At 58.8% G+C, this 20,386-nt stretch carries 23 protein-coding genes and 1 tRNA gene; 7 read left to right on the forward strand and 17 right to left on the reverse strand.

All coding sequences use genetic code 11. The features are described from left to right. Positions 1–4: 4 nt before the first annotated feature. On the forward strand, positions 5–1,492 hold the full coding sequence (locus tag RCI20_RS02730) for an ammonium transporter (RefSeq protein ID WP_306602997.1): 1,488 nt from the start codon (positions 5–7) through the stop codon (positions 1,490–1,492). Between the two features lie 118 nt (positions 1,493–1,610). Here the strand turns inward: RCI20_RS02730 and RCI20_RS02735 are convergent, their stop codons facing one another. The 4 genes from RCI20_RS02735 to RCI20_RS02750 form a co-directional block, all read right to left on the reverse strand. Further along, entirely contained in the window at positions 1,611–2,180 is a 570-nt protein-coding gene (locus RCI20_RS02735; RefSeq protein ID WP_306602998.1) for a hydrolase, read from the reverse strand. Next, positions 2,180–3,043: a formyltetrahydrofolate deformylase gene (gene purU, locus RCI20_RS02740; protein ID WP_306602999.1), complete on the reverse strand. Its 864-nt coding sequence runs from the start codon at positions 3,041–3,043 to the stop codon at positions 2,180–2,182. The genes RCI20_RS02735 and purU overlap by 1 nt, the downstream gene beginning before the upstream one ends. Before the next feature lie 101 nt (positions 3,044–3,144). Beyond that, positions 3,145–3,753 carry a bifunctional phosphoserine phosphatase/homoserine phosphotransferase ThrH gene (gene thrH / locus RCI20_RS02745; protein ID WP_306603000.1) on the reverse strand — a complete coding sequence of 203 codons (609 nt, stop codon included), beginning with the start codon at positions 3,751–3,753 and terminating at the stop codon, positions 3,145–3,147. Positions 3,754–3,897: 144 nt separating this feature from the next. Then, positions 3,898–5,805 (reverse strand): ATP-binding cassette domain-containing protein, encoded by a 1,908-nt coding sequence (locus RCI20_RS02750; protein ID WP_306603001.1) that lies wholly within the window; start codon positions 5,803–5,805, stop codon positions 3,898–3,900. A gap of 40 nt (positions 5,806–5,845) precedes the next feature. Between RCI20_RS02750 and RCI20_RS02755 the strand changes: the two genes are divergently transcribed. Together RCI20_RS02755 and RCI20_RS02760 are read left to right on the forward strand one after the other, a co-directional pair. Next, positions 5,846–7,054 carry an HD-GYP domain-containing protein gene (locus tag RCI20_RS02755; protein WP_306603002.1) on the forward strand — a complete coding sequence of 403 codons (1,209 nt, stop codon included), beginning with the start codon at positions 5,846–5,848 and terminating at the stop codon, positions 7,052–7,054. Then, the gene (locus tag RCI20_RS02760; RefSeq protein WP_306603004.1) at positions 7,018–7,587 is read left to right on the forward strand and encodes a hypothetical protein; all 570 of its coding nucleotides are present in this window, start codon (positions 7,018–7,020) and stop codon (positions 7,585–7,587) included. The genes RCI20_RS02755 and RCI20_RS02760 overlap by 37 nt, the downstream gene beginning before the upstream one ends. A gap of 13 nt (positions 7,588–7,600) precedes the next feature. Here the strand turns inward: RCI20_RS02760 and mutY are convergent, their stop codons facing one another. Further along, positions 7,601–8,641, reverse strand: a complete 1,041-nt coding sequence (gene mutY, locus RCI20_RS02765) for an A/G-specific adenine glycosylase (protein WP_306603005.1) — start codon at positions 8,639–8,641, stop codon at positions 7,601–7,603. A gap of 64 nt (positions 8,642–8,705) precedes the next feature. Here mutY and RCI20_RS02770 point away from each other — a divergent pair, with 64 nt between their 5' ends. Together RCI20_RS02770 and RCI20_RS02775 are read left to right on the forward strand one after the other, a co-directional pair. Beyond that, positions 8,706–9,197, forward strand: a complete 492-nt coding sequence (locus tag RCI20_RS02770; RefSeq protein WP_306603006.1) for a flavin reductase family protein — start codon at positions 8,706–8,708, stop codon at positions 9,195–9,197. Between the two features lie 61 nt (positions 9,198–9,258). Next, positions 9,259–9,332 (forward strand) — tRNA-Gly (locus tag RCI20_RS02775). A 158-nt stretch (positions 9,333–9,490) separates the two neighbouring features. Here the strand turns inward: RCI20_RS02775 and RCI20_RS02780 are convergent. Then, entirely contained in the window at positions 9,491–10,741 is a 1,251-nt protein-coding gene (locus RCI20_RS02780) for a PIN-like domain-containing protein (RefSeq protein WP_306603007.1), read from the reverse strand. 424 nt (positions 10,742–11,165) lie between these two features. On the opposite strand from RCI20_RS02780, the gene RCI20_RS02785 reads away from it, so the two are divergent. After that, the gene (locus RCI20_RS02785; RefSeq protein WP_306603008.1) at positions 11,166–11,501 is read left to right on the forward strand and encodes a hypothetical protein; all 336 of its coding nucleotides are present in this window, start codon (positions 11,166–11,168) and stop codon (positions 11,499–11,501) included. Positions 11,502–11,504: 3 nt separating this feature from the next. Here the strand turns inward: RCI20_RS02785 and RCI20_RS02790 are convergent, their stop codons facing one another. From RCI20_RS02790 to rapZ, 6 genes are read right to left on the reverse strand one after another with little or no spacing between them, the layout of a single operon-like run. Then, positions 11,505–12,848 carry a carbohydrate porin gene (locus RCI20_RS02790; RefSeq protein ID WP_306603009.1) on the reverse strand — a complete coding sequence of 448 codons (1,344 nt, stop codon included), beginning with the start codon at positions 12,846–12,848 and terminating at the stop codon, positions 11,505–11,507. A 12-nt stretch (positions 12,849–12,860) separates the two neighbouring features. Further along, on the reverse strand, positions 12,861–13,490 hold the full coding sequence (locus RCI20_RS02795) for an LON peptidase substrate-binding domain-containing protein (protein ID WP_306603011.1): 630 nt from the start codon (positions 13,488–13,490) through the stop codon (positions 12,861–12,863). Between the two features lies 1 nt (position 13,491). Next, positions 13,492–14,103, reverse strand: coding sequence for a flavin prenyltransferase UbiX (locus RCI20_RS02800; protein WP_306603013.1), 612 nt, complete (start codon positions 14,101–14,103; stop codon positions 13,492–13,494). Next, positions 14,100–14,633, reverse strand: coding sequence for a Gx transporter family protein (locus tag RCI20_RS02805; RefSeq protein ID WP_306603015.1), 534 nt, complete (start codon positions 14,631–14,633; stop codon positions 14,100–14,102). Before RCI20_RS02805 ends, RCI20_RS02800 begins: the two co-directional genes overlap by 4 nt. Continuing rightward, on the reverse strand, positions 14,614–14,988 hold the full coding sequence (locus RCI20_RS02810; RefSeq protein WP_306603017.1) for a NusG domain II-containing protein: 375 nt from the start codon (positions 14,986–14,988) through the stop codon (positions 14,614–14,616). The genes RCI20_RS02805 and RCI20_RS02810 overlap by 20 nt, the downstream gene beginning before the upstream one ends. After that, positions 14,988–15,857, reverse strand: coding sequence for an RNase adapter RapZ (gene rapZ, locus RCI20_RS02815; protein ID WP_306603019.1), 870 nt, complete (start codon positions 15,855–15,857; stop codon positions 14,988–14,990). Before rapZ ends, RCI20_RS02810 begins: the two co-directional genes overlap by 1 nt. A gap of 68 nt (positions 15,858–15,925) precedes the next feature. Between rapZ and RCI20_RS02820 the strand changes: the two genes are divergently transcribed. Then, positions 15,926–17,101 carry a M20 aminoacylase family protein gene (locus tag RCI20_RS02820; RefSeq protein ID WP_306603020.1) on the forward strand — a complete coding sequence of 392 codons (1,176 nt, stop codon included), beginning with the start codon at positions 15,926–15,928 and terminating at the stop codon, positions 17,099–17,101. A 38-nt stretch (positions 17,102–17,139) separates the two neighbouring features. Here the strand turns inward: RCI20_RS02820 and RCI20_RS02825 are convergent, their stop codons facing one another. Genes RCI20_RS02825 through RCI20_RS02845 form a run of 5 tightly spaced genes read right to left on the reverse strand, consistent with a single transcriptional unit; the run spans position 17,140 to position 20,321 of the window. Then, positions 17,140–18,051, reverse strand: coding sequence for an MBL fold metallo-hydrolase (locus RCI20_RS02825; protein ID WP_306603021.1), 912 nt, complete (start codon positions 18,049–18,051; stop codon positions 17,140–17,142). Then, the gene (locus RCI20_RS02830) at positions 18,051–18,230 is read right to left on the reverse strand and encodes a DUF1289 domain-containing protein (protein ID WP_306603022.1); all 180 of its coding nucleotides are present in this window, start codon (positions 18,228–18,230) and stop codon (positions 18,051–18,053) included. Before RCI20_RS02830 ends, RCI20_RS02825 begins: the two co-directional genes overlap by 1 nt. Before the next feature lie 8 nt (positions 18,231–18,238). After that, a complete protein-coding gene (locus tag RCI20_RS02835; RefSeq protein WP_306603023.1) occupies positions 18,239–18,427 on the reverse strand; it encodes a DUF1289 domain-containing protein in 189 nt (62 codons plus the stop codon). Further along, positions 18,427–19,416: a hypothetical protein gene (locus RCI20_RS02840; RefSeq protein WP_306603024.1), complete on the reverse strand. Its 990-nt coding sequence runs from the start codon at positions 19,414–19,416 to the stop codon at positions 18,427–18,429. Before RCI20_RS02840 ends, RCI20_RS02835 begins: the two co-directional genes overlap by 1 nt. Next, positions 19,413–20,321, reverse strand: coding sequence for a hydroxymethylglutaryl-CoA lyase (locus tag RCI20_RS02845; RefSeq protein WP_306603025.1), 909 nt, complete (start codon positions 20,319–20,321; stop codon positions 19,413–19,415). Before RCI20_RS02845 ends, RCI20_RS02840 begins: the two co-directional genes overlap by 4 nt. Positions 20,322–20,386: the final 65 nt, after the last annotated feature.

Here is a 20,386-nt window from a genome sequence, read left to right on the forward strand (position 1 = left end):
TAACATGAAACGAATTTTTGCCATGCTGGCCCTGTTGGGCGCGGTGTCCTTCGGGGCACCGGCCTGGGCCGAAGAAAAAGCGGCGGAAGCAGCCCCGGTTGCTGCCGTTGTTGCTGATGCAGCGGCTCCTGCTGCTGCCCCGGCGGCCGATGCTGCAGCACCGGCCGCCGCCACGCCAGCGCCCGTGCCGGACAAGGGCGACAACGCCTGGGTCATGGTTTGCGCGGCAATGGTCATTCTGATGTCGATCCCCGGTCTGGCGCTGTTCTATGGTGGCCTGGTTCGCGCCAAGAACATGTTGTCCGTCCTCATGCAGGTATTCACGGTGTTCTCGTTGATCTCCGTGCTCTGGGTGGTGTACGGCTATTCGCTGGCATTTACCGAAGGCAATGCGTTCTTCGGCACGCTGGATAAGCTCTTCCTGAATGGGGTGACGATAGAATCCGTCGGTGCGACCTTCACCAAGGGTGTCGTGATCTCGGAACTGATTTTCGTGATCTTCCAGGGCGCCTTTGCTGCCATTACCTGCGGCCTGATCGTCGGTTCCTTTGCTGAACGTGCCAAGTTCTCCGCCATTCTGGTTTTCATGGTGATCTGGTTCACCCTGTCCTACCTGCCGATGGCTCACATGGTCTGGTATTGGGCGGGTCCGGATGCCTACATCGATGCCGCAGCTGCTGAAGCTGCCGGTGCAACGGCAGGCTTCCTGTTCCAGAAGGGCGCGCTCGACTTCGCCGGTGGTACGGTGGTTCACATCAATGCCGCAATCGCCGGCCTGGTGGGTGCCTACATGATTGGCAAGCGTACCGGTCTGGGCAGCGTTGCCATGGCACCGCACTCCCTGACTTTCACGATGATCGGTGCCTCGCTGCTGTGGTTCGGCTGGTTCGGCTTCAACGCCGGTTCCGCGCTCGAAGCCTCTGGCGGTGCTGCGCTGGCCATGGTCAATACCTGGGTTGCAACGGCTAGTGCCGCATTGTCCTGGATGTTTGCCGAGTGGATCTTCAAGGGCAAGCCTTCCATGCTGGGTGCTGCTTCCGGTGCGGTTGCCGGTCTGGTAGCGATTACGCCGGCTGCTGGTTTTGTCGGTGTGATGGGCGCCATCGTCATCGGTCTGCTGTCCGGTATCGTCTGCCTGTGGGGCGTGAATGGTCTGAAGCACATGCTGGGTGCCGATGACTCGCTGGACGTGTTCGGCGTACATGGCCTGGGCGGCATTCTGGGTGCCATTCTGACCGGCGTGTTTGCCGATCCGAAACTGGGTGGTACAGGCGTCTATGACTACGTGGCCAATGCTGTTGCCCCGTACGATATGGTTGCTCAGGTTACCGCGCAGATCTGGGGTGTCGGTACCGTGATCATCTGGTCCGGTGTGGTTTCCCTGGTGGCCTACAAGCTGGTTGATATGGTGATCGGCCTGCGTGTGCCGGAAGAAGAAGAGCGTGAAGGTCTTGACCTCACCGCTCACGGCGAAACGGCTTACCACCACTAAGTTTTACCATCAGTATCTCTCTCCTTTTGGGCACCCTCGGGTGCCCATTTTTTTGCCCGGATTCTGGCCAAAAAAAACCGCCTTCAAGGCGGTTTTCGTATCGGGAGCAGCGACTGTTTTATTTGATCAGCGGCAACATGGCCCGGAATTCATCGGTGGCAGCCCGGTGCAGCCACTCGAAAAGCACCATTTCCGTCGTTACGATATTTACCCCGGCCGAACGCATGCGGTCGATGGCGGCCTGACGGCTGAAAGGCGTGCGTGAGGATGCGGCATCGGCCACGAGAAATACGGAAAAACCGGCAGCCAGCAGGCCAAGGGCACTTTGCAGCACGCACACATGCGTTTCCGTGCCGGTCAGGATGATTTGCTGGCGTCCCGCCAGACGCAGCATATCGACGACGCCCGGTTCGGCGGCACAGGAAAAGTGCGTTTTCTCGAAAAAACGGGCGTTGACCGCAGGATCGGCCATTACATCGGTGATGGCTGCATTTCGAATGGCCGCGAGACTGTGGCCAAGACCTTGCACGTACTGTTCCGAAACAAAGGCAGGCACGCCCATCTGGCGTGCGCCTTCAAGCAGGCGAACGTTGTTGCGTACAACCTCGTCGGCGTCAAAAATGGCCGGTGCCAGCTTGGCCTGGATGTCGACGATGAGCAGCAGCGAATTTTGGCGGGAAATCAGCATCAGCGGAAAACCACGGTCTTGTTGCCGTGGACGAGTACACGATCTTCCAGATGGTAGCGCAGGCCGCGTGCCAGAACTGTCTTCTCGATGTCCTTGCCGTAACGCACCATGTCTTCCGGCGAATCCGAGTGATCGATGCGGATGACGTCCTGTTCGATGATCGGTCCGGCATCCAGTTCGCTGGTCACGTAATGACAGGTAGCGCCGATCAGTTTGACGCCGCGCGTGTAGGCCTGATGGTAGGGCTTGGCACCGGCGAAGCTGGGCAGGAAGCTGTGGTGGATGTTGATGATCTTGCCGCTCAGCGCATCGCATAGTTCCGGCGACAGGATTTGCATGTAGCGGGCCAAGACCATCGAATCGCCGCGTACATCGTCGAAGATGCGTTGCATCTCGGCGTAGGCACCGGCCTTGTTGTCCTTGTTCACCGGCACGTGGTGGAAGGGGATGCCATGCCATTCGACGAAACCACGGAAGGTGTCGTGATTGGAAATGACGCAGGGAATCTCGATGTCGAGTTCCTTGGCTTGCCAGCGCGCCAGCAGGTCGTACAGGCAGTGTTCCTGCTTGGATACCAGCACGACGACGCGCTTCTTGACGGCGCTGTCGTTGATCCGCCAGTCCATCGACAGGGGTTCGCCGACTTCGCTGCGAAAACGCTCGCGGAATTCAGCGAGCAGGAAGGGCAGCGAATCGGCCTTGATCTCGATACGCATGAAGTAGCGACCGGTCAGATCGTCGGCATGGAAGCTGGATTCAAGTATCCAGCCACCGTGTTGTGCGATGAAGCCGGAAACCTTGGCGATGATGCCGACCTGGTCCGGGCAGGAGGCGGAGAGCGTGTAGAAGCGGTCGCTATGCATGTTGACGAGTGCCTGGGACGGGGTAGATAGCCCCCCTCAGGGGGGCGGGGAGCGCAGCGAGCCGGAGTGGTGCGCCGCGCCGAAGGCTTGCGCCAGAGCCGTCAGGCTCGAGCGAAAGCCTTGTCGATTTCCGTGCGCAGGTCGTCGTAATTGAGGACGACCGGGAACTGCGGGAATTCGCGGATGACGTTTTCCGGCGGATGGAACAGGATGCCGCCGTGGGCTTCGCCGAGCATGGCCGTATCGTTGTACGAATCGCCGGCAGCGACGATCTTGAAGTTCAGTTCCTTGAAGCGTTTGACCGCTTCGCGCTTCTGATCCGGCATGCGCAGGTGGTAGGCGACCAGCATGCCGGACGCGTCGGCTTCCAGCGAATGGCAGAACAGCGTCGGCCAGCCGAGCTGACGCATCAGCGGGTGGGCGAATTCGTAGAACGTGTCGGACAGGATGATGACCTGATAATCCTCGCGCAGTTTGTCCAAAAAGGCGCGCGCGCCCTGCATCGGACCCATTTCGCCGATCACCTTCTGGATGTCCGGCAGGCCGAGCTTGTGCTCGCGCAGGATGTTCAGGCGATAGCTCATCAATTTGTCGTAATCCGGCTCGTCGCGCGTCGTGCGCTTGAGTTCGGGAATGCCGGTGCGCTCGGCGAATTCGATCCAGATTTCAGGGACGAGGACCCCTTCGAGGTCAAGGCAGACGATTTGCACGGTATGGCTCCCAGCGGGAAAGTTCGAAAAACGGGAATTTTACCTGATGCCGTCGGGCTTGTTTGGAAGCCTGCGCAGCATTTGCTGCGGTCGACCGGGCAAAATCAGGCAAAAGCGGAGAAAACCGGCAATTGTCAGTGACGATCAGTCAACAGCCGGCAGGGCGTCCAGCGCTTCGTGCAATTCCAGCCAGCGCAGTTCGGCGGTGTCGATCTGCTCACCCAGTTCGCTGGCCTGGCGGTGCATTTCTTCGTTTTTTGCCCGGTCGACCGCAATATAAAACTCGGGATCGGCGAATTGAACGTCAAGCGCGGCTTTTTCGCTGTGCCATTTGGCCAGTTTCTTGTCGAGTTGCTCGATTTCCTTGCTCAGCTTGCGCCGTTCGGCGAGCAGCGCCTGCCGGTTGGCCTTGGCTTCGGCACGTTGCTGCAGGCGTTCGTTCTTCTCGGCCGCGGCATCCGGGGTCGCAACTTTTTCTGCATTGCGTTGGGCGGCGAGCCAGGCGGCGTAATCGTCGAGATCGCCATCGAAGGGCGTAGCGCGGCCCGCATCGACGAGCAGCAGTTCATCGGCGCAGGTGCGCAGCAAGTGACGGTCGTGCGACACGACGACCATGCCGCCCTCGAATTCCTGCATGGCGAAGGTCAGTGCCTCACGCATTTCCAGGTCGAGGTGATTGGTCGGCTCGTCGAGCAGCAGCAGATTGGGTTTGGTGCGGATCAGCAGGGCCAGGGCGAGCCGGGATTTTTCCCCGCCGGAGAACGGCTCGATGGCACGCGCTGCCATGTCGCCGCGAAAATCGAAGCCGCCCAGATAGTTGCGCAGTTCCTGTTCCGGCGTCAGTGGTTCGAGGCGCTGCAGGTGTTGCAGTGGCGATTCGTCCGGCCGCAGCTGTTCCAGTTGATGCTGGGCGAAGTAGCCGATGTTCAGCATCTTGGCTTCCTTGCGCTCGCCACCTTGTTGCGCCACCGCGCCAGCCAGCAGCTTGATCAAGGTCGATTTGCCGGCACCGTTGCGGCCGAGCAGGCCGATGCGGCAGCCCGGACGCAGGACCAGCGTGATGTTTTCGAGAATCTTGCGGTCCACGTAGCCGGCGGAGGCATTTTCAATGCTGAGCAATGGATCGGGCAGGTTTTCCGGCTGCCGGAAGCTGAAGTTGAACGGCGAATCGATATGCGCTGCGGCGACGATTTCCATGCGTTCGAGCATCTTGACCCGGCTCTGCGCCTGCCGGGCCTTGGTGGCCTTGGCCTTGAAGCGTTCGACGAAGCGGCTGAGCTTGGCGATTTCGCGCTGCTGGGCGGCAAAGGCCGATTGCTGGACGGCCAGTCGGGCGGCCTTGGCACGCTCGTAGTCGGAATAGCCGCCGCTGGTCAGCGTCAGTTTTTGCTGGTCGATGGCGATGATCTGGCCGACTACGGCATCGAGAAAGTCGCGATCGTGCGAAATCAGCAACAGCGTCGCCGGCGTGCTTTTCAGCCATTGCTCCAGCCACAGTACGGCGTCGAGGTCGAGGTGGTTGGTCGGTTCGTCGAGCAGCAACAGGTCGGCGCGGCAGGAGAGCGCGCGGGCGAGGTTCAGCCGTACCCGCCAGCCACCGGAAAAATCGGCGACCGGGCGCAGGAAATCGGCATCGGAAAAGCCCAGTCCATGCAGCACTTCGGCAGCGCGGGCCTTGGCCGAATAACCGTCGATTTCGCCAAAGCGGGTGTGCAGATGCGCTATCGCCTCGCCATCGCCGGCGGCTTCAGCGGCGACCAGTTCGCGTTCGACGCGGCGCAATTCAGTATCGCCATCGAGCACAAATTCGAGCGCCGCATCGGGCAGCGCCGGGGTTTCCTGCGTGACGCGGGCAATCTGCCAGCTGGCCGGCAGTTCAAGATCGCCCGATTCGGCGTGCAATTCTCCGGCGATCAGCGCGAACAGGCTGGACTTGCCACAACCGTTGGCGCCGACGACGCCGATTTTCCATCCGGGATGGAGTTGCAGGCTGGCATCGACCACCAAGGGGCGGCCGGCACGGGCGAAAGTGAGTTGGCGCAGGGCTATCATGAGGGGCCGAATTATAACGGTGGGCTGCTAGAATTCCTGCATGATCAAGCAGATTCGCATCGACCAGCTGAAACCGGGAATGCACATTCACGATCTGAATTGTGGCTGGCTGGATCATCCGTTTCTGACCGGATCGTTTCACGTTTTCGATACCGCGACGGTGGAGAAGGTCGCAAATATCGGTATCCGAACGCTGTACATCGATACGCTCAAAGGCGCAGATGTGCGCGAGGCACCGACGCAAGCAGAGGTCAATGCCGACCTCGAACGCCAGTTGCAGAAAATCGCCGAGAAAAAAACCGACAAACCGGTGATCGTCACGCTCAAGGATGAGGCGGCCCGAGCGCGTCGTTTGCAGGGCGAAGCGAGCAAACTGGTGCGTTCGCTGATGGATGACGTCCGCCTGGGTCAGCAAATCCAGGTGGATCGGGTCGAGCCGCTGGTCGAGGGGATGGTCGATTCCATTTTCCGCAACCACGATGCACTGTTGCCGCTGGCCCGTCTCAAACACCACGACGACTATACGTTTCGCCATTCGGTCAGCGTCTGCGCGCTACTCGTTGCCTTTGGCCGCGGCATGAAGCTGGAGCGCCCGGTGATCAAGGAAATGGCACTCGGCGGCTTGTTGCACGATGTGGGCAAGGCGCGGGTATCTGACCGGATCTTGAACAAGCCGGGCAAGCTGAGTGATGAAGAGTTCGGCCACATGCAGCATCACGTCGATGAGGGCGTCCGGGTCCTCGAGCAGACGCCGGGTATCAGCCGGATTGCCATGCAGGTAACGGCTGAGCATCATGAACGTTTCGATGGCTCGGGTTATCCCGGCCACTTGGCGGCGGAGCGTATTTCACCCTATGGCCAGATGGCTTCCATCGTGGATGTTTACGACGCCATTACTTCGGAGCGGGTGTACCACAAGGGCATGCCGCCGACGCTGGCGCTGAAAAAGCTGCTGGAGTGGAGCGGCCATCATTTCGATGTGCAGTTGGTGCATGCGTTCATCCGTTCGATTGGTATCTATCCCAGCGGTTCTCTGGTCATGCTGGAGAGCAAGCGCCTGGCTGTCGTGGTTGAACAGAATGAAGACAAGCTGCTTGAGCCGGTGGTCGAGGTTTTTTACCATACCGGCCAGCAACACTATATCCGGCCGGAATTGATCGATCTGGCGCTGTCACAACAGGATCGCATCAGCAACGTCGAAAGTTACGAAAAATGGAATATAGATCCCTATCAGTGGTTGCCGGGCTGACGCTTGTCATGATGGCTGTGCCTGTTTGGGCCGAGGAGGTCGATTGGGCGGCGCGTCTGAATCAGGCTGCCAGCATGCAGACGGATGCCGAACAGCGTCAGAAGGCTGCGGATACAGAGTTCGCCGCGCAAACTCAGGCCTGTCAGCAGAAATTCCTGGTCAATGCCTGTATCGACAAGGCGCGTAAGGAACATAACGCGATAACCCGGGAGATGCGTAGTCTGAAGGTCGAGGCCAATGCGCTTGAGCGCGAGGTCAAGCGCGAGCAGGCCAAGGCGCGCGAAGTCCGTTTGGTGGAAGAGGCCGAACAGCGCAAAAGCGAACTGGAAAACCGGGAGCAGCAGGTCAGTGCAGAGCGCGCCGCAGCCGAGCAGCGCCGCCAGCAGACGTTGGCTGAAAAAGCGGCCAAGGCCGAGACGGGGGCGCAGCGCAAGGCTGAGCAAGCGGCAGCCCATGAGCGCAAGATGGCCGCACATCAAGCCAAGGTGGCCGAGCGCAAGGCACGTGCCGAGGCCAAGGCGGCCCGGCAGTAAAGTACATGGCTGCTTAAGCCCCGGGGCGAAGCAGTAACTGGATCAGCTTGCGGATTGGCGTCGGTACGCCGGCATTGACTGCGGCATCCAGTGCAATCCACACCTGACCGGATTCGCCGACCATCGCTGGCTGGCTGGGCAAGTGACAGAGCACCGGCTGCAGGGTCAGGCGAAAATGCGTGAAGGCATGGCGTAAGGTTGGCAGGTTCTGGCGTTCGCTGACGGTCAGTCCGCGTGCCGCGAGAACCTGATCCACTTCACCTTCCGGCGGCACCAGCAGACCGCCCCACAGTCCGCTGGGCGGTCGGCGTTCGAGCAGCAAATGCGTGCCATCCGTGATCAGCACGAAAGTTGATGTGCGTTCCGGAATCTTCGGTCGCGGGCGCGCTTCCGGCAATTCCTTCTGTCGCCCGTCGCGCCTGGCGACACAATCTTCGCCGAACGGGCAGGCCGGGCAGAGCGGTGTGCCGCGCGTACACAAGGTTGCCCCAAGGTCCATCAAGCCTTGCGTGTAGGCCTCTATGGCGCTTTCCGGCAGCAAGGTTTCGGCCAGTTCCCAAAGTTTGCGGTCAACCGGTGCCGAACCGGGAAAACCACCGATCCCAAAACCCCGGCACAGCACACGTTTGACGTTGCCATCGAGAATCGCCGCCCTTTGCCCAAAGCTGAATGCCGCAATGGCGGCTGCGGTCGACCGGCCGATGCCGGGTAATTCCGCCAGTTCAGCGGCGGTTTTCGGGAAAATTCCGCCGTGGACCGCAACAATCTGTTGCGCGCAGCGATGCAGATTGCGCGCCCGTGCGTAGTAGCCGAGGCCGGCCCAATGCTCGATGACTTGCTCGATCGGCGCGCTGGCCAGCGCCGCCACGTCGGGAAAGCTGGCGAGGAAACGCTGGTAATAGGGGATCACCGTCGCGACCTGGGTTTGTTGCAGCATGATTTCAGACAGCCAGACCCGGTAAGGGTCGCGCGTTTGCTGCCAGGGCAGGTCATGGCGCCCGGCGGTTTTTTGCCAGGCAATCAGGCGTTGGGCAAAGCTTTGTTCTTTCGGCAAATTTCATCTCGACGCAGAATCGGCGAGCCGGGATAATACGGCCTTTTTCCCGCAGCGATTCCAGATGACCCAGCCCGTTCCCGATACCCGTTCCCTGCGCAACGCGCTCGGCCGCTTTGCCACCGGTATCGCCATCGTTACGGCCATCGACCCGGATGGACATCCAATCGGTCTGACGGTCAATTCCTTTTCCGCCGTTTCCTTGCAGCCGGCGCTGGTGCTGTGGTGCCTGGATAACGGTTCGCACAATCTGGAAGCCTTCCGCAAGGCCAGCCACCACGCCATCAATATCCTGTCGGCTGGTCAGCAGGATCTGTCCAACCGTTTCGCCACCTGGCCTGCCGACCGCTTCGCCGGCTTGCCCTGGCAAGCCGGTGCCGGTGGTGCCCCTGTTTTTCCGGACTGCTGTGCCACCTTCGAAGTCGCCAACGAAACCGCCCACGAAGGCGGCGATCATCTGATCTTTGTCGGACGCGTCGAACGTTTCACGGAATCGCCTGCATTGGCACCTTTGCTGTTCCACGCCGGGCAATACCGCAAACTTGCCGATAGCTGAAGACGATTGAGCCATTGAACAGGACGCGATCTAGGCTTAGAATCGCGTCCTTGCCGTCCGAGCGGGCGTCGTATAATGGTAATACCCTAGCTTCCCAAGCTAGAGCCGTGGGTTCGATTCCCATCGCCCGCTCCATATAGAATTCTCGTAGGCCGTTGATCTGCAAAAGAAAAAGCCAACCAAAAGCGGTTGGCTTTTTTGTTGTCTGGTAGATTTCTGGTTAGAAGCTATCGTTCGGTTCAAGAATGGTATGCACAATTGTGCGGGCTCTGAGAGCTGGCATGGTCTTGCTTCTAACAATTTGGTTTTGAGAGAAGGGCCTTTAATGCCGCAAGTCGTGTTCTGCCAATATCTTTGTGGTCACCATCACTGACTAACTCCCAAGCGCTCAAGTAGTTATTCTTATCCGACTTAATCGAGATCGCCTTTGAAACACTTGATATCTCAGCAGAGATCAAAGCTAGCTGATTCCGCAAGTCGGTAGCCTTTTCAATTACCAGCGCCATGTCTTTTGAGTCTTCCTCAAAAACCCCCATCTGAATTACATTATCGACGCCCTTTAATTCAGCTTCAATAGCTAATTTTTTCTCAAGTAGTCTGTTATATCCAGAAACAAGCTGTTCACGAGCAGTGCCGGAAACAAGATAATCATCTTTATTTAACAAAGCATCAAAGATAGCCCTTCGACGAACATCCCTAACTTCATTGAGAGCTGCAGTAGAAATGCTTTTCTTGATGAATTTATTGGAGTATTCCATAAATTGATCTGTTTTGTAGATATAGAAATCTACTGATGCTTCCTTTTGCATTTCACTGATCAGTTCAGGTCTCGGTCCAATAGTCTTGCCATTTATTCTCAACCACCAATCTTCTTTGACATCGTCGGTAACCAAGATTAATGGCGATTTTGTTTGTTTTCCATAATCAATCATTTGCAACCAAATAATTAAATCCCCGAACTTTCCGTCATCTTTTTTGGTTTGTGCGTCTTTGTAACCAGGTGGTTTTAATTTTGAATATCGTATATCACCATCCTTGTATATCTTGGCTAGCCGCTCATCATCGTAAGGGGCGCCAACTCGACCATCGAATAGCTCCGTTATTGTATTTAGAATTGAGTCTTCATCAGTTTGAGGGTGTTTAAGCCGATGTTCATCTAAGTTTTTCAAAGCAGAATCAAATCCTTTTTCGAGTCGACTTGCAAGGGAGTCGATCCGAATGATTGGATGCCGCTTGAAATCAGCAAATTTTTTTTCTAAATCAGACTTGTTGTTTTTTAACAATGACTCAAGTTTTTCATACGCATCCAGTTGTTCAAATATAACCGGAAGTCTGTTTTTGTGAAATTCGAGCGCTGCCTGATGAGGCAGCCATAGCCGCGATTTAAACTCTTTGAGAATCGAAATTAATCGATCTCGAGTATCGATAGAATATCGATAGAGGTTAAGAAGAACATTTGCGTCTAACGCAATTGTGCCGGTTTTCCAAATCTCATCGAATTGCTGGTCTGATGGACGATAGTAGCCATTAAATAAGTTTCGCATAATGAAGTATTTTATTCACCCATCCACGCAATACGTGGGCGGTTCAGTTATTAACGTGTGCTGAAGACTACTCTCTCACGAATGCCGTTGGCAATATTTTTAGGGGCTGGGTGACGCACTTAAGCGTGTCTGGTCACAGTGAAATCTAGTTTGGTAGTGCCGAGTCAAATGTCGATCGCTCGGATGCCCCCAACTGTGCTTCAGAGTTCTTCTGCAGTGCGTTGATTATTAATAATTTGCATTGAATACGGAGATGCTAAGTAGTCGGTTGTAACGTCTGTTCGACGTTTTCGATTCCCTTCGCCCGCTCCAAAATACAGAAAGTCGAAAGCACAAGCCAACCCCGCAGGTTGGCTTTTTTGTTGCCCAGTCCTTTGTCATGAAGTTTTCATGGAATTTGCTTCTAATGCACCCAGTTCATTCCATGAGTTTCATTGTCATGTACCGATATCTATTTTTTGTTCTGCTGGCATTCAATGCGGCGCCGACTTTGGCTGTCGAGTACGGATCGACTACGCTGCAGTACGCCTCTTCGCCATATGCCAGCGTGCAACGGTATTCTCAACACCTGTGCGCGAGGACGACGGCGCGCGCTTTACCGGCGTCGACCGGGTCGGGTTATGTGCATATCGCCTGTGATTCGGACGGGGTGAGGACCGGTGACGTTTTTGCCTTTTATCGCGAGGGCAGGCTGGAGATCAACTACCGTTTGGCGAGCAACGATGCTGGAGCAAGTCGTTTCTTTGCCGATGCGCGATAGGTTTCAGAGCAGGATTTCGAAGCGGATACCTGCGGCACGCGCTTTGCGGGCGCCGGCATCGCCACCTGAATGATGAATCCATTGCAGGTCTGGTTGGATGGCCAGCCAGTGGTTGATTGAAATGCGGTAGGTCAGTTCTGCGGCGTTTTCGGCGTGCGCCATGTTCAGACCGTCATTCCCTTGCCGGCTGCTGCGGTATTTTTTCGCTAGCCCGGCAGTAGTCCAGGCCAGGCCGAAGGTGTCATCGGGTCTCGTTGCTAGAAGCCCGCGTACGGCAATGCCGAGGTTCAGTTGTGCCTTGATGGGGGTTGAGTTGCCATCGGTGAAGGCGTAACGAAGCAAGCCGTTGACCTGGCGTGCCGGATTGCCTTGCAGGTTCCACAGTGAGTGTTCGGCTAGCAGGTAGGCGCCCCACGAGTTTCTCTTTTTCGGGTTGCCCAAGCGGTCGACCGCAAGTTGGTCATCAACCTTGTTGCTGTAACGCCATGCACCGATGGCATATTTGGCAACGCCTTCATGTTTTTCGTGCAATTTCAATTCCGGCGGCTGCAGGATATCGCCCGGGTCGCTGGGTTCGAAAACATGGCCTTGTTCGATGGGCATCCAGCCAAATTCAGCAATCGTGAAGTTCCCATCGTGCTTGCCGAATTTGATGTGCGTGCCCTTGGGTTTGGCCGGATCGCCGGGTATGCCGTCAAGCAGTGCGAGCATTCCGTAGCGGGTACGGTCGCTGGCCTGCCATTTGACGCGCATGCCGGCGGCCGAGTTGTTGAAGATCGATGGGCCTCTGGTCAGGGCGAGGTCGGCTGATACGCCGTAAGCGGGATTGATGAATACGCTGGCAGAGTCGAGGACGGAGAATTCGGAGTCGACCGGATAAAGTCCGGCCAGCAAGGACCACTGTTCCGCCATGAAGCTTTGCTGAATCCAGGCATGGAAGAGCCTGCTCGTACCGACCGGCACCTCAATGTTCGAAACGCCTATCAAACTGCCGATTTCTCGTGCGTTGATGCCTGCGCCCCGGTTGTCGAGCAGGTGGAAATAGGCCGTGCCATCCTCCCAGCCCCAGAGCTTTTCGAGGTCGGCACGCAGCTTCAGATCGAGGTTGCTCATGCTGCGGGAAGCGCTGCCGAATCCACGGTTCAGGTTGTTGAAGCTGTCGAGCTTGAAGCCGGCCTCCACGGCGATTCCGCGCTGGTAAAGATTGCTGCGCAGACCGTGCCAGTTGCCGGTGAGCGTGTCGCGCTGATAGTCGGGGATGGGGGCATTGTCTGTCGCATTTGCTGAGCAGATCGTGCTGCCGACAAGGGCTGCGAAAATGAAATTTTGTAGCCGATTAGCGAACATTTCCCACCAAGTTCAGCCGAGCAGTTTGCGCTGATCCAGGAATTTTTCCAGGATTTCCAGCCGGGCCAGCGGGTCGTCGAGTTCCAGCAGTTTCTGTTTGGCCAGGTTCTGTACCGGTAGCACTTCGATGATGCGGTAGCCGACCCAGGCAGCATCGTCGTAGCGGTGCGGTTCGGGGATGCGTTCCGGGCCGAGGTCGCTGATGATGCGTTGCAGCAGCGGCAACAGGCGTTCGCGATTTTGTGGCAACGGGGCTTCTGGTTCGATCAGCAACTCGACGGTGGCTTCGAGTAGTTTGCTGGCGCCGACCTCATGGTCGAGAATGCGAAAGCGCCGGCCGCCGATGGCGTTGATCATCAGGATGCCGAGTTGCTCCATGTCCCAGTTGCCGATTGTTGCCAGCGTGCCGACCAGATGCGGCAGCGCGGCCTCGCCGATTTCGTTGCCGCTGTCGATCAAGCAGATACCGAAGGGCGAACCGTTTTTCAGGCAGGTGGCGGCCATGTCCAGATAGCGTTGCTCGAAAATTTTCAGCGGCTGGACGCCTCCGGGAAAGAGCACGGTATTGAGTGGAAACAGTGGGATACGTAGCGTTTCTACACTGCCGCCATCTGGTGAGCGAATGAAATCGAACCAGCCCATGTCAGTGCGCCTCGCCCCAGCGTTGCATCAGCGTGTGTGCGACACCGACTTGATCGAGGACGCGGGCGACGACGAAATCGACGATGTCCTGAACGCTTTGCGGGTGGTGGTAAAAGCCCGGGTTGGGCGGCAGGATGATGGCGCCGGCCCGCACCAGGCGCAGCATGTTTTCCAGGTGGATGGCCGAAAACGGCGTTTCACGTGGAACCAGCACCAGCTTGCGGCCTTCCTTGAGGACGACGTCGGCAGCGCGTTCGATCAGATTGTCGGACAGGCCCTGGGCGATCGATGCCAGCGTGCCCATCGAACAGGGGCAGACGATCATCGCGTCGGGCGGGTTGGAGCCCGAGGCGACCGGCGCGAACCATTCCTCGCGGCCGAAAACCTGCAGATTTTCGCGGTCGACCGCAGGAAAACGCGAAATCAGCGCCGCCCGGGCGTCGGCCGGCCGTGACGGCAGTTCGAAATCCATTTCCTGGCGGGCGACGATCTGCGCCGCCTGCGAATACAGCAGTTGCACGCGACAGCCGGCGGCCAGCAGGCTTTCCAGCAGGCGCAGGCCGTAGGGCATGCCGGAAGCGCCGGTCAGGGCGAGGCAGATGGTTTTGCTCATCGTGGGGAATCCGTAGCGGGCGTATCAGCCAGCAGTTTAGCTGCGATCAGACCGTTGATGGTGCCGAACACCAGTGCCGCGCCGGCAAACACCGGCGTCAGCAGGAAGACCCCGTCGTGCGGAATCAGCCAGAGCCGGGCGAGCAACAGCTGGCCGCCGATATGGGCGAAGGCCGCGAGGATCGACAGGCTGACCGGTCCGAACCAGCGCACCGGCAGATGACGGGCGGCACCGAGGGTGAGCAGGCTGAGCGTGGTCCCGCTCAGCGACAGGAAGAAGCCGGGGGCGAGGAAATAGCCGAGCAGCAGGCTGCCGGCGAGCACGCGCAGGACGCTGACCCAGACTGCCGTGCCCCAGCCGTAGCGCAACAGCACGACCAGCGTGATGATGTTGGCCAGCCCCGGTTTGACCCCGGGCAGCGGCGAGGGAATCGCTGCATCGACCAGCGACAGGCCGACCGCCGCCGTCGCCAGCCAGGCAACGCGACGGTCTTCCGGTGTCACGGTGAGTTCAGTAACTGATTGAGTCATAGACCTTGGTCCGGCCGGTGATTTGCACGCTGACGCGATTGGGAGCGCAGATGGCGATTTCGCCCGGCCGCATCAGCCAGCCTTGCTTGACGCAATATTGCCGCGGACCGGGGTCGGAAACGACGCGGGCGCGCCCGGGTTCGACAGCAATCAGCGTGTTGCCCAGTGGTCCCGGCACCTCGATCTGCTTTCTTGTCTTGAGGTCGATATCGGCAAACACCTGGCCTTCCTGCCGGATGATCGCTCGGTCGGCCAGCCCGCCTTGCCAGAACATCGGGATGCTTAGTCCGACCAATGCGCCGCCGCCCAACAGAATCAGCCAGTCGCCCGGCCGGAACAGGGCAAGCCAGCGCATCAAGCGCCGGCCAGCGTGCGATGCCGGACGAGTGTACGCAAAGGTGTACGAACCGGCGCGGTGGCCTGATGGGAAAATTCGCCAGCCAGCACTTCGGCCAGGTAGACCGAACGGTGTTGGCCGCCGGTACAGCCGATAGCGACTGTCAGGTAATTGCGGTTGTCGCGAATGTAATTCGGCAGCCAGTCACTGACGAAACGCGCGATATCTGCCCGCATGCGCAAGACGTCGGGTTCGCCTTCGAGAAAATCGATGACCGGTTGGTCGCGCCCGGTCAGTGGACGCAATTCGGGCGTGTAATACGGGTTGGGCAGGCAGCGCACATCGAACACAAGATCGGCATCAAGCGGAATGCCGTGTTTGAAGCCGAAAGACTGGAACATCAAGGTCAGTCCCTGGCTGGCGTCGGCTTCGATGAACTGGCGCACCCATTCGCGCAAGGCATTGGCTTTCAGCCCGCTGGTATCGATGCGGTGGCCGAGGTTGGAAATCGGGGCGAGCAATTCGCTCTCGGTATGAATCGCTTCGGCCAGTGTCTGTTGGTCCGAGGCCAGCGGATGGCGGCGCCGGGTTTCCGAATAGCGCTTGAGCAGCGTTTCTTCGTTCGAATAAAGAAACAGGAAGGTGTGACGGACGTTGTCTTCCGAGAGTATTTCCAGCTTTTCCGGCAGTAATTCGATACCGCCGCCGGATCGGGCATCGATGGCGATGGCGAGCTTGCTTACTTTTTCTTCCCGGAGCATGCGGACAAGAACGGTCAGCATGGCTACGGGCAAATTGTCGACACAGTAGTAACCCGAATCTTCGAGGAGGTTCAGGGCAACAGACTTGCCGGAACCGGAGAAGCCGCTGATCAGTATGAGTTCCATGAGACAGAGCATAATGAAGGGTCTGCCTTGCCGCAAGCCACGGCATAATAGGCAGAAAAGGAGACATCATGGCTGCAACCCTTCCCCTGCTCGATTTACCCTTTCTGGCCGAGTTGACCGCAATACGCCGCGATATTCACGCGCACCCGGAACTGGCCTTCGACGAATACAGGACTTCAGACATCGTCGCCCGCGAGTTGCAACGTTATGGCCTGGAAGTGCATCGTGGATTGGCGCGGACTGGTGTGGTCGGTGTGCTGAAGGCCGGGACTTCACCGCGGATGATCGGCCTGCGCGCCGACATGGACGCCTTGCCTCTCGGTGAATTGAACGAATTTCCGCACCACTCGAAGCATCCGGGAAAAATGCATGCCTGCGGTCACGACGGCCATACCGCCATGTTGCTGGGTGCCGCCCGCTATCTGGCGGACAACCCGGAGTTCGACGGTACGGCAGTTTTCATTTTCCAGCCGGCCGAGGAGTCGGAAGGCGGGGCGGCGGTGATGATTGAGGATGGCTTGTTCGAGCAATTCCCGGTCGAATCCGTGTACGGCCTGCACAACTGGCCGGGCATTCCGGTCGGTGAAATGATGGTCATGCCCGGGCCGGTGATGGCCGGCACCTGCGGCTTCGAGATCAAGGTACGCGGCCACGGCTGCCATGCCGCGATGCCGCACCAGGGCATCGACGCCATCGTGACCGGGGCGCAACTGGTGCAGGCCTTGCAGACCGTGGTCAGCCGGACGCTGCATCCGTGCGATGCGGCCGTGGTCAGCGTGACCCAGTTTCACGCCGGCGAAGCCTGGAACATCATTCCCGAGGAAGTGCTGATGCGCGGCACCATCCGTACTTTCACGCCGGCCGTGCAGGACAGCGTCGAGCGTGCCATTGAGCGCCTGTGCAGCGGCATCGCCTCAGCCAATGGGGCGCAGATCAGCGTGGCTTTCGACCATCGCTATCCGCCTACGGTCAACAGCGTTAACGAGGCCAAATTCTGTCAATCGGTGGCGGGCGAGGTGTTTGGGCCGGACAAGGTGCTGACCGACATTCTGCCGTCGATGGGGGCCGAGGATTTTGCCTACATGCTGCGCGAAAAACCGGGCTGTTATGTCTGGCTGGGCAACGGCCCGGGCACCGGCGGTTGCACCTTGCACAACCCGCATTACGACTTCAACGATGAACTGCTGGTGCACGGCGTCAGCTACTGGACGCACCTGATTCGTCGCGCCCTGCCGAAGGCCTGAACGCCAAACAAGGCAAAGGCTAAAACTTCAGCGAGCGCTTATTTGGCGCTCAGCAGGCCGTCGCGCAGGTGCAGTGCCCCGACGAGGATCAGTTCCTGTTCGATGCGCTGGACCAGCACCTCGTCGGCCAGGCCGAGATAACGCCGATTGACGTCGATGGCGAAGGGGATACCCTGGACAAAGGCGGCAAACCCGCTGGCTGGCAGGCTTTGCCGTTCCATCATGGCAAAGGCGACCAGTACCTTGATCGCATGCCAGGCCATCTTGTCGAGATTGGCGGCAAAACTGTCGAGTCGGCGGAAAGCACGGGCCAGCGCCTCGTCGACCGCAGAAAACGGTGCGCCGTGGCCGGGAATCACGATATCGATCGGCAGGCGAGCCAGCATTTCCAGCGTTGCTCGCGTTTCGGTTATCCCGTCGGCTTCGCCCAGCAATTCGGGAAAGATCAAGCCAAAGCCGTTTTCCCACAGCGCATCGCCGGAGATCAGGATGCGTTTTTCCGGGTTGTAGTAGGCCAGCGCTTCCATGTCGTGACCGGGAACGGCAATGGCCTGCCAGTTCAGCCCGCCCATTTCCAGCTCGCCGCCGGCGCTGAGCGTCTTGTCGTGCTGAAAACGCGCGCCTTGCTGGCCGAGCGGCGACAGCAGCAGGGCATTCTCATCCCACTCGGCAATTACCGCATGCAAGCCGGCCGGGACGGTGATTTCGCAGCCGAAAGCCGCCTGCAGGGCCGCATTGCCGCCGATATGATCGGAATGCGAGTGGGTGTTGATCAGCCGGCTCAGGCGTCGACCGGCCAAGGCCTGGCCGACCAGCGCCACGGTTTGTTCGGCGTGCGTCACGTAGCCGCTGTCGATCAGCGTTGCCTGATCGCCGTCGAAACACAGGATGTTGTTGGCGGAAAGCCAACCGCGTTCGAGAACCAGCAGGCTGTCAGGCAGTGTTGGCATTATTCCGGAGTGTCCGGGTCATCGCCGGCGTGGGCGCTGTCGGCCGATGGCATGACGGCTTCGGCCACGATGCCGGGCGATTCCATTGGCGGTCGACCGCAGCCCAGGCAGTAGCCGGAGTCCGGGTCACTCATGCAGATGCCGACACATTGATAGCGTTCTTCGTGGTTTTCGTTCATGGCAAGGCTCACTGAGGCTGCTGATCCTGAGCTTCCTGTGCCTCGCGTCGGATAGCTACGGCAGCCAGTATGTCGTGCTGGGTCTGCTCGTCGCTGCGTGCCCAGTGGGCGATTTCGTCCAGCGTGCGGAAGCAGCCCAGACAAAACTCCTTGTCCGGGTCCATTTGGCAGATATTGATGCAAGGGGAAGCTGGCATTAGATGATGATGTAGCGTTTCTGGCGTTCGCGGGATTTATTGACGGCATTCAGCGCTTCGTCGCGCGAGATGCGGACCAGCGTTGCCAGATGCTGACGCCTGTCACGACTGGAAAGTTCCGGGAAAACGATGGTTTGTGCGTCGGCGCTGCTTTTGCCAGCATCCTGAACGATGCCCATGCGGTCAATGCAGATGCTGACTGGTGTCAGGCTCAGGGCGGTTTCCGGGTGACGCAGGAATTCGACCAGCACTTCGACCAGGTTTTCCGGCATCAAGGCTTCGCCGTTCTGGCGCAAATGGACATCCAGTTCGACCAGATGCCGCGTGTGTTTCTTCTCCTCGTCACCGTCGTGCCGCTGCTGGATGGCGAGAATCTGCGCATGTTCGATCGACAGGTCAGCGCGCAAGTGTTCGCGTTCATGGCGCAGTGTCTCGACATGGCTGTTGAAAGTGCGCAGCAAGCTTTCCAGCGCCTTGGCGCGCAATCGATGGCGCGTTGTGTCGAGGTCGCAGCACGGTTCGATCAAGGTCTGATCGGAAAAATACAGCACCTCCTGCGGCACATCGGCGCGGATGATGTCGCCCTGTTGGGCCATGCCGAACTGCCGCTTCTGTTGCCTACGCGCCGCCAACATGGCGCAGAAGCAGTCGCTGGCCCAGCATTCCGGACGGTCGAGAAAATCGCGGACAGCCTGGCTGCGACCCAGCATGTCATCGATGTCGTTGGGCGTGGCAAACAGCGCATGCACCAGCATGTCGTTGCCAAAACTGCGCCGGTTGATTTCGATCGGGCCGGGCAGGGCGCTGACCAGTTCGTCGCAGTAACCCAGCGCATGTTCGACGGCGCCCAGCAAATGCTTTTCCAGGCGCGGCGCAGCGCGCACCAGCGGGTCCACCATGCCGATCACCCGATCCAGCGCGGCAGCCACCTCGGGGTCGGGGGGGGCGGTGGGTTTGAGCAGATCGGCAATGGTAGAAAAAAGGCTCACTCGGTCGTCCCGGCACAGATTGCCCGACCGGCTTTGGCACCGTTCGGGCGATTGATGGCACTGGAAATCCAGTCGCCGATACGCGCCAGTTTAGCCAGATCGATGCCGGTTTCAATGCCCAATCCGTGTAACAGATAAACCACATCCTCCGTCGCCACGTTGCCGGATGCTCCCTTGGCGTAGGGACAGCCGCCCAGTCCGGCAACCGACGCATCGAACGTTGCCATGCCCATCTGCAATGAAGCGTAGATATTGGCAATCGCCATGCCATAGGTGTCGTGATAATGCCCGGCCAGCTTGGTAACGGGAATGCGCTTGGCGCAAGCTTCGATCATGCGCTGGATCGAGGCTGGATTGCCGACGCCGACGGTGTCGCCGAGCGAGACTTCATAGCAGCCCATCTCGAACAGCGTGTGCGCCACCTCGGCCACTTTGTCCGGATCGATGGCCCCTTCATAAGGACAGCCGACGACACAGGACACATAGCCGCGCACCTTGATATCCAGTGCCGAAGCCGCACAAACCACCGGTTCGAAGCGTTTCAGGCTGTCCACGATGGAACAATTGATGTTTTTCCGGGAAAAACTTTCGGAAGCCGCAGCAAAAATGGCGACTTCCGTTGCCCCGGCCTGCACCGCTGCGTCAAAACCCTGCAAATTGGGCGCCAAAACCGGGTAGACCGTAGCAGGATGCCGCGTGATGCCCTGCAGCACCTGCGCGTTGTCGCCCATCTGCGGCACCCATTTCGGCGACACGAAAGACGTCGCTTCAATGACCCGCAGGCCGGCATCGGCCAGACGGTTGATCAACTCGATCTTGGTTTCGCTCGGGACGAGGGTTTTTTCGTTCTGCAACCCGTCACGCGGGCCGACTTCGACGATTTTTACTTTGGTGGGTAGGTTCATGGTGTTTGTTCCGTTGTTCTTGATGACTTCTGTCTGCGCTCGAGGGGGCCGGATAGTTGTTCGTT

The sequence above is a fragment of the Azonexus sp. genome, from assembly GCF_030824335.1.
In the GTDB taxonomy this organism is placed as follows: domain Bacteria; phylum Pseudomonadota; class Gammaproteobacteria; order Burkholderiales; family Rhodocyclaceae; genus Azonexus.

Coding starts and splice junctions, on each gene's coding strand:
- RCI20_RS02780 (WP_306603007.1), bottom strand. CDS start 10,741: ATGCGAAACTTATTTAATGGCTACTATCGTCCATCAGACCAGCAATTC.
- RCI20_RS02805 (WP_306603015.1), bottom strand. CDS start 14,633: ATGACTCAATCAGTTACTGAACTCACCGTGACACCGGAAGACCGTCGC.
- RCI20_RS02830 (WP_306603022.1), bottom strand. CDS start 18,230: ATGAACGAAAACCACGAAGAACGCTATCAATGTGTCGGCATCTGCATG.
- RCI20_RS02790 (WP_306603009.1), bottom strand. CDS start 12,848: ATGTTCGCTAATCGGCTACAAAATTTCATTTTCGCAGCCCTTGTCGGC.
- RCI20_RS02810 (WP_306603017.1), bottom strand. CDS start 14,988: ATGCGCTGGCTTGCCCTGTTCCGGCCGGGCGACTGGCTGATTCTGTTG.
- RCI20_RS02730 (WP_306602997.1), top strand. CDS start 5: ATGAAACGAATTTTTGCCATGCTGGCCCTGTTGGGCGCGGTGTCCTTC.
- rapZ (WP_306603019.1), bottom strand. CDS start 15,857: ATGGAACTCATACTGATCAGCGGCTTCTCCGGTTCCGGCAAGTCTGTT.
- purU (WP_306602999.1), bottom strand. CDS start 3,043: ATGCATAGCGACCGCTTCTACACGCTCTCCGCCTCCTGCCCGGACCAG.
- RCI20_RS02785 (WP_306603008.1), top strand. CDS start 11,166: ATGAGTTTCATTGTCATGTACCGATATCTATTTTTTGTTCTGCTGGCA.
- RCI20_RS02845 (WP_306603025.1), bottom strand. CDS start 20,321: ATGAACCTACCCACCAAAGTAAAAATCGTCGAAGTCGGCCCGCGTGAC.
- RCI20_RS02750 (WP_306603001.1), bottom strand. CDS start 5,805: ATGATAGCCCTGCGCCAACTCACTTTCGCCCGTGCCGGCCGCCCCTTG.
- RCI20_RS02800 (WP_306603013.1), bottom strand. CDS start 14,103: ATGAGCAAAACCATCTGCCTCGCCCTGACCGGCGCTTCCGGCATGCCC.
- RCI20_RS02835 (WP_306603023.1), bottom strand. CDS start 18,427: ATGCCAGCTTCCCCTTGCATCAATATCTGCCAAATGGACCCGGACAAG.
- RCI20_RS02735 (WP_306602998.1), bottom strand. CDS start 2,180: ATGCTGATTTCCCGCCAAAATTCGCTGCTGCTCATCGTCGACATCCAG.
- RCI20_RS02770 (WP_306603006.1), top strand. CDS start 8,706: ATGACCCAGCCCGTTCCCGATACCCGTTCCCTGCGCAACGCGCTCGGC.
- RCI20_RS02755 (WP_306603002.1), top strand. CDS start 5,846: ATGATCAAGCAGATTCGCATCGACCAGCTGAAACCGGGAATGCACATT.
- RCI20_RS02825 (WP_306603021.1), bottom strand. CDS start 18,051: ATGCCAACACTGCCTGACAGCCTGCTGGTTCTCGAACGCGGTTGGCTT.
- RCI20_RS02820 (WP_306603020.1), top strand. CDS start 15,926: ATGGCTGCAACCCTTCCCCTGCTCGATTTACCCTTTCTGGCCGAGTTG.
- RCI20_RS02795 (WP_306603011.1), bottom strand. CDS start 13,490: ATGGGCTGGTTCGATTTCATTCGCTCACCAGATGGCGGCAGTGTAGAA.
- RCI20_RS02760 (WP_306603004.1), top strand. CDS start 7,018: ATGGAATATAGATCCCTATCAGTGGTTGCCGGGCTGACGCTTGTCATG.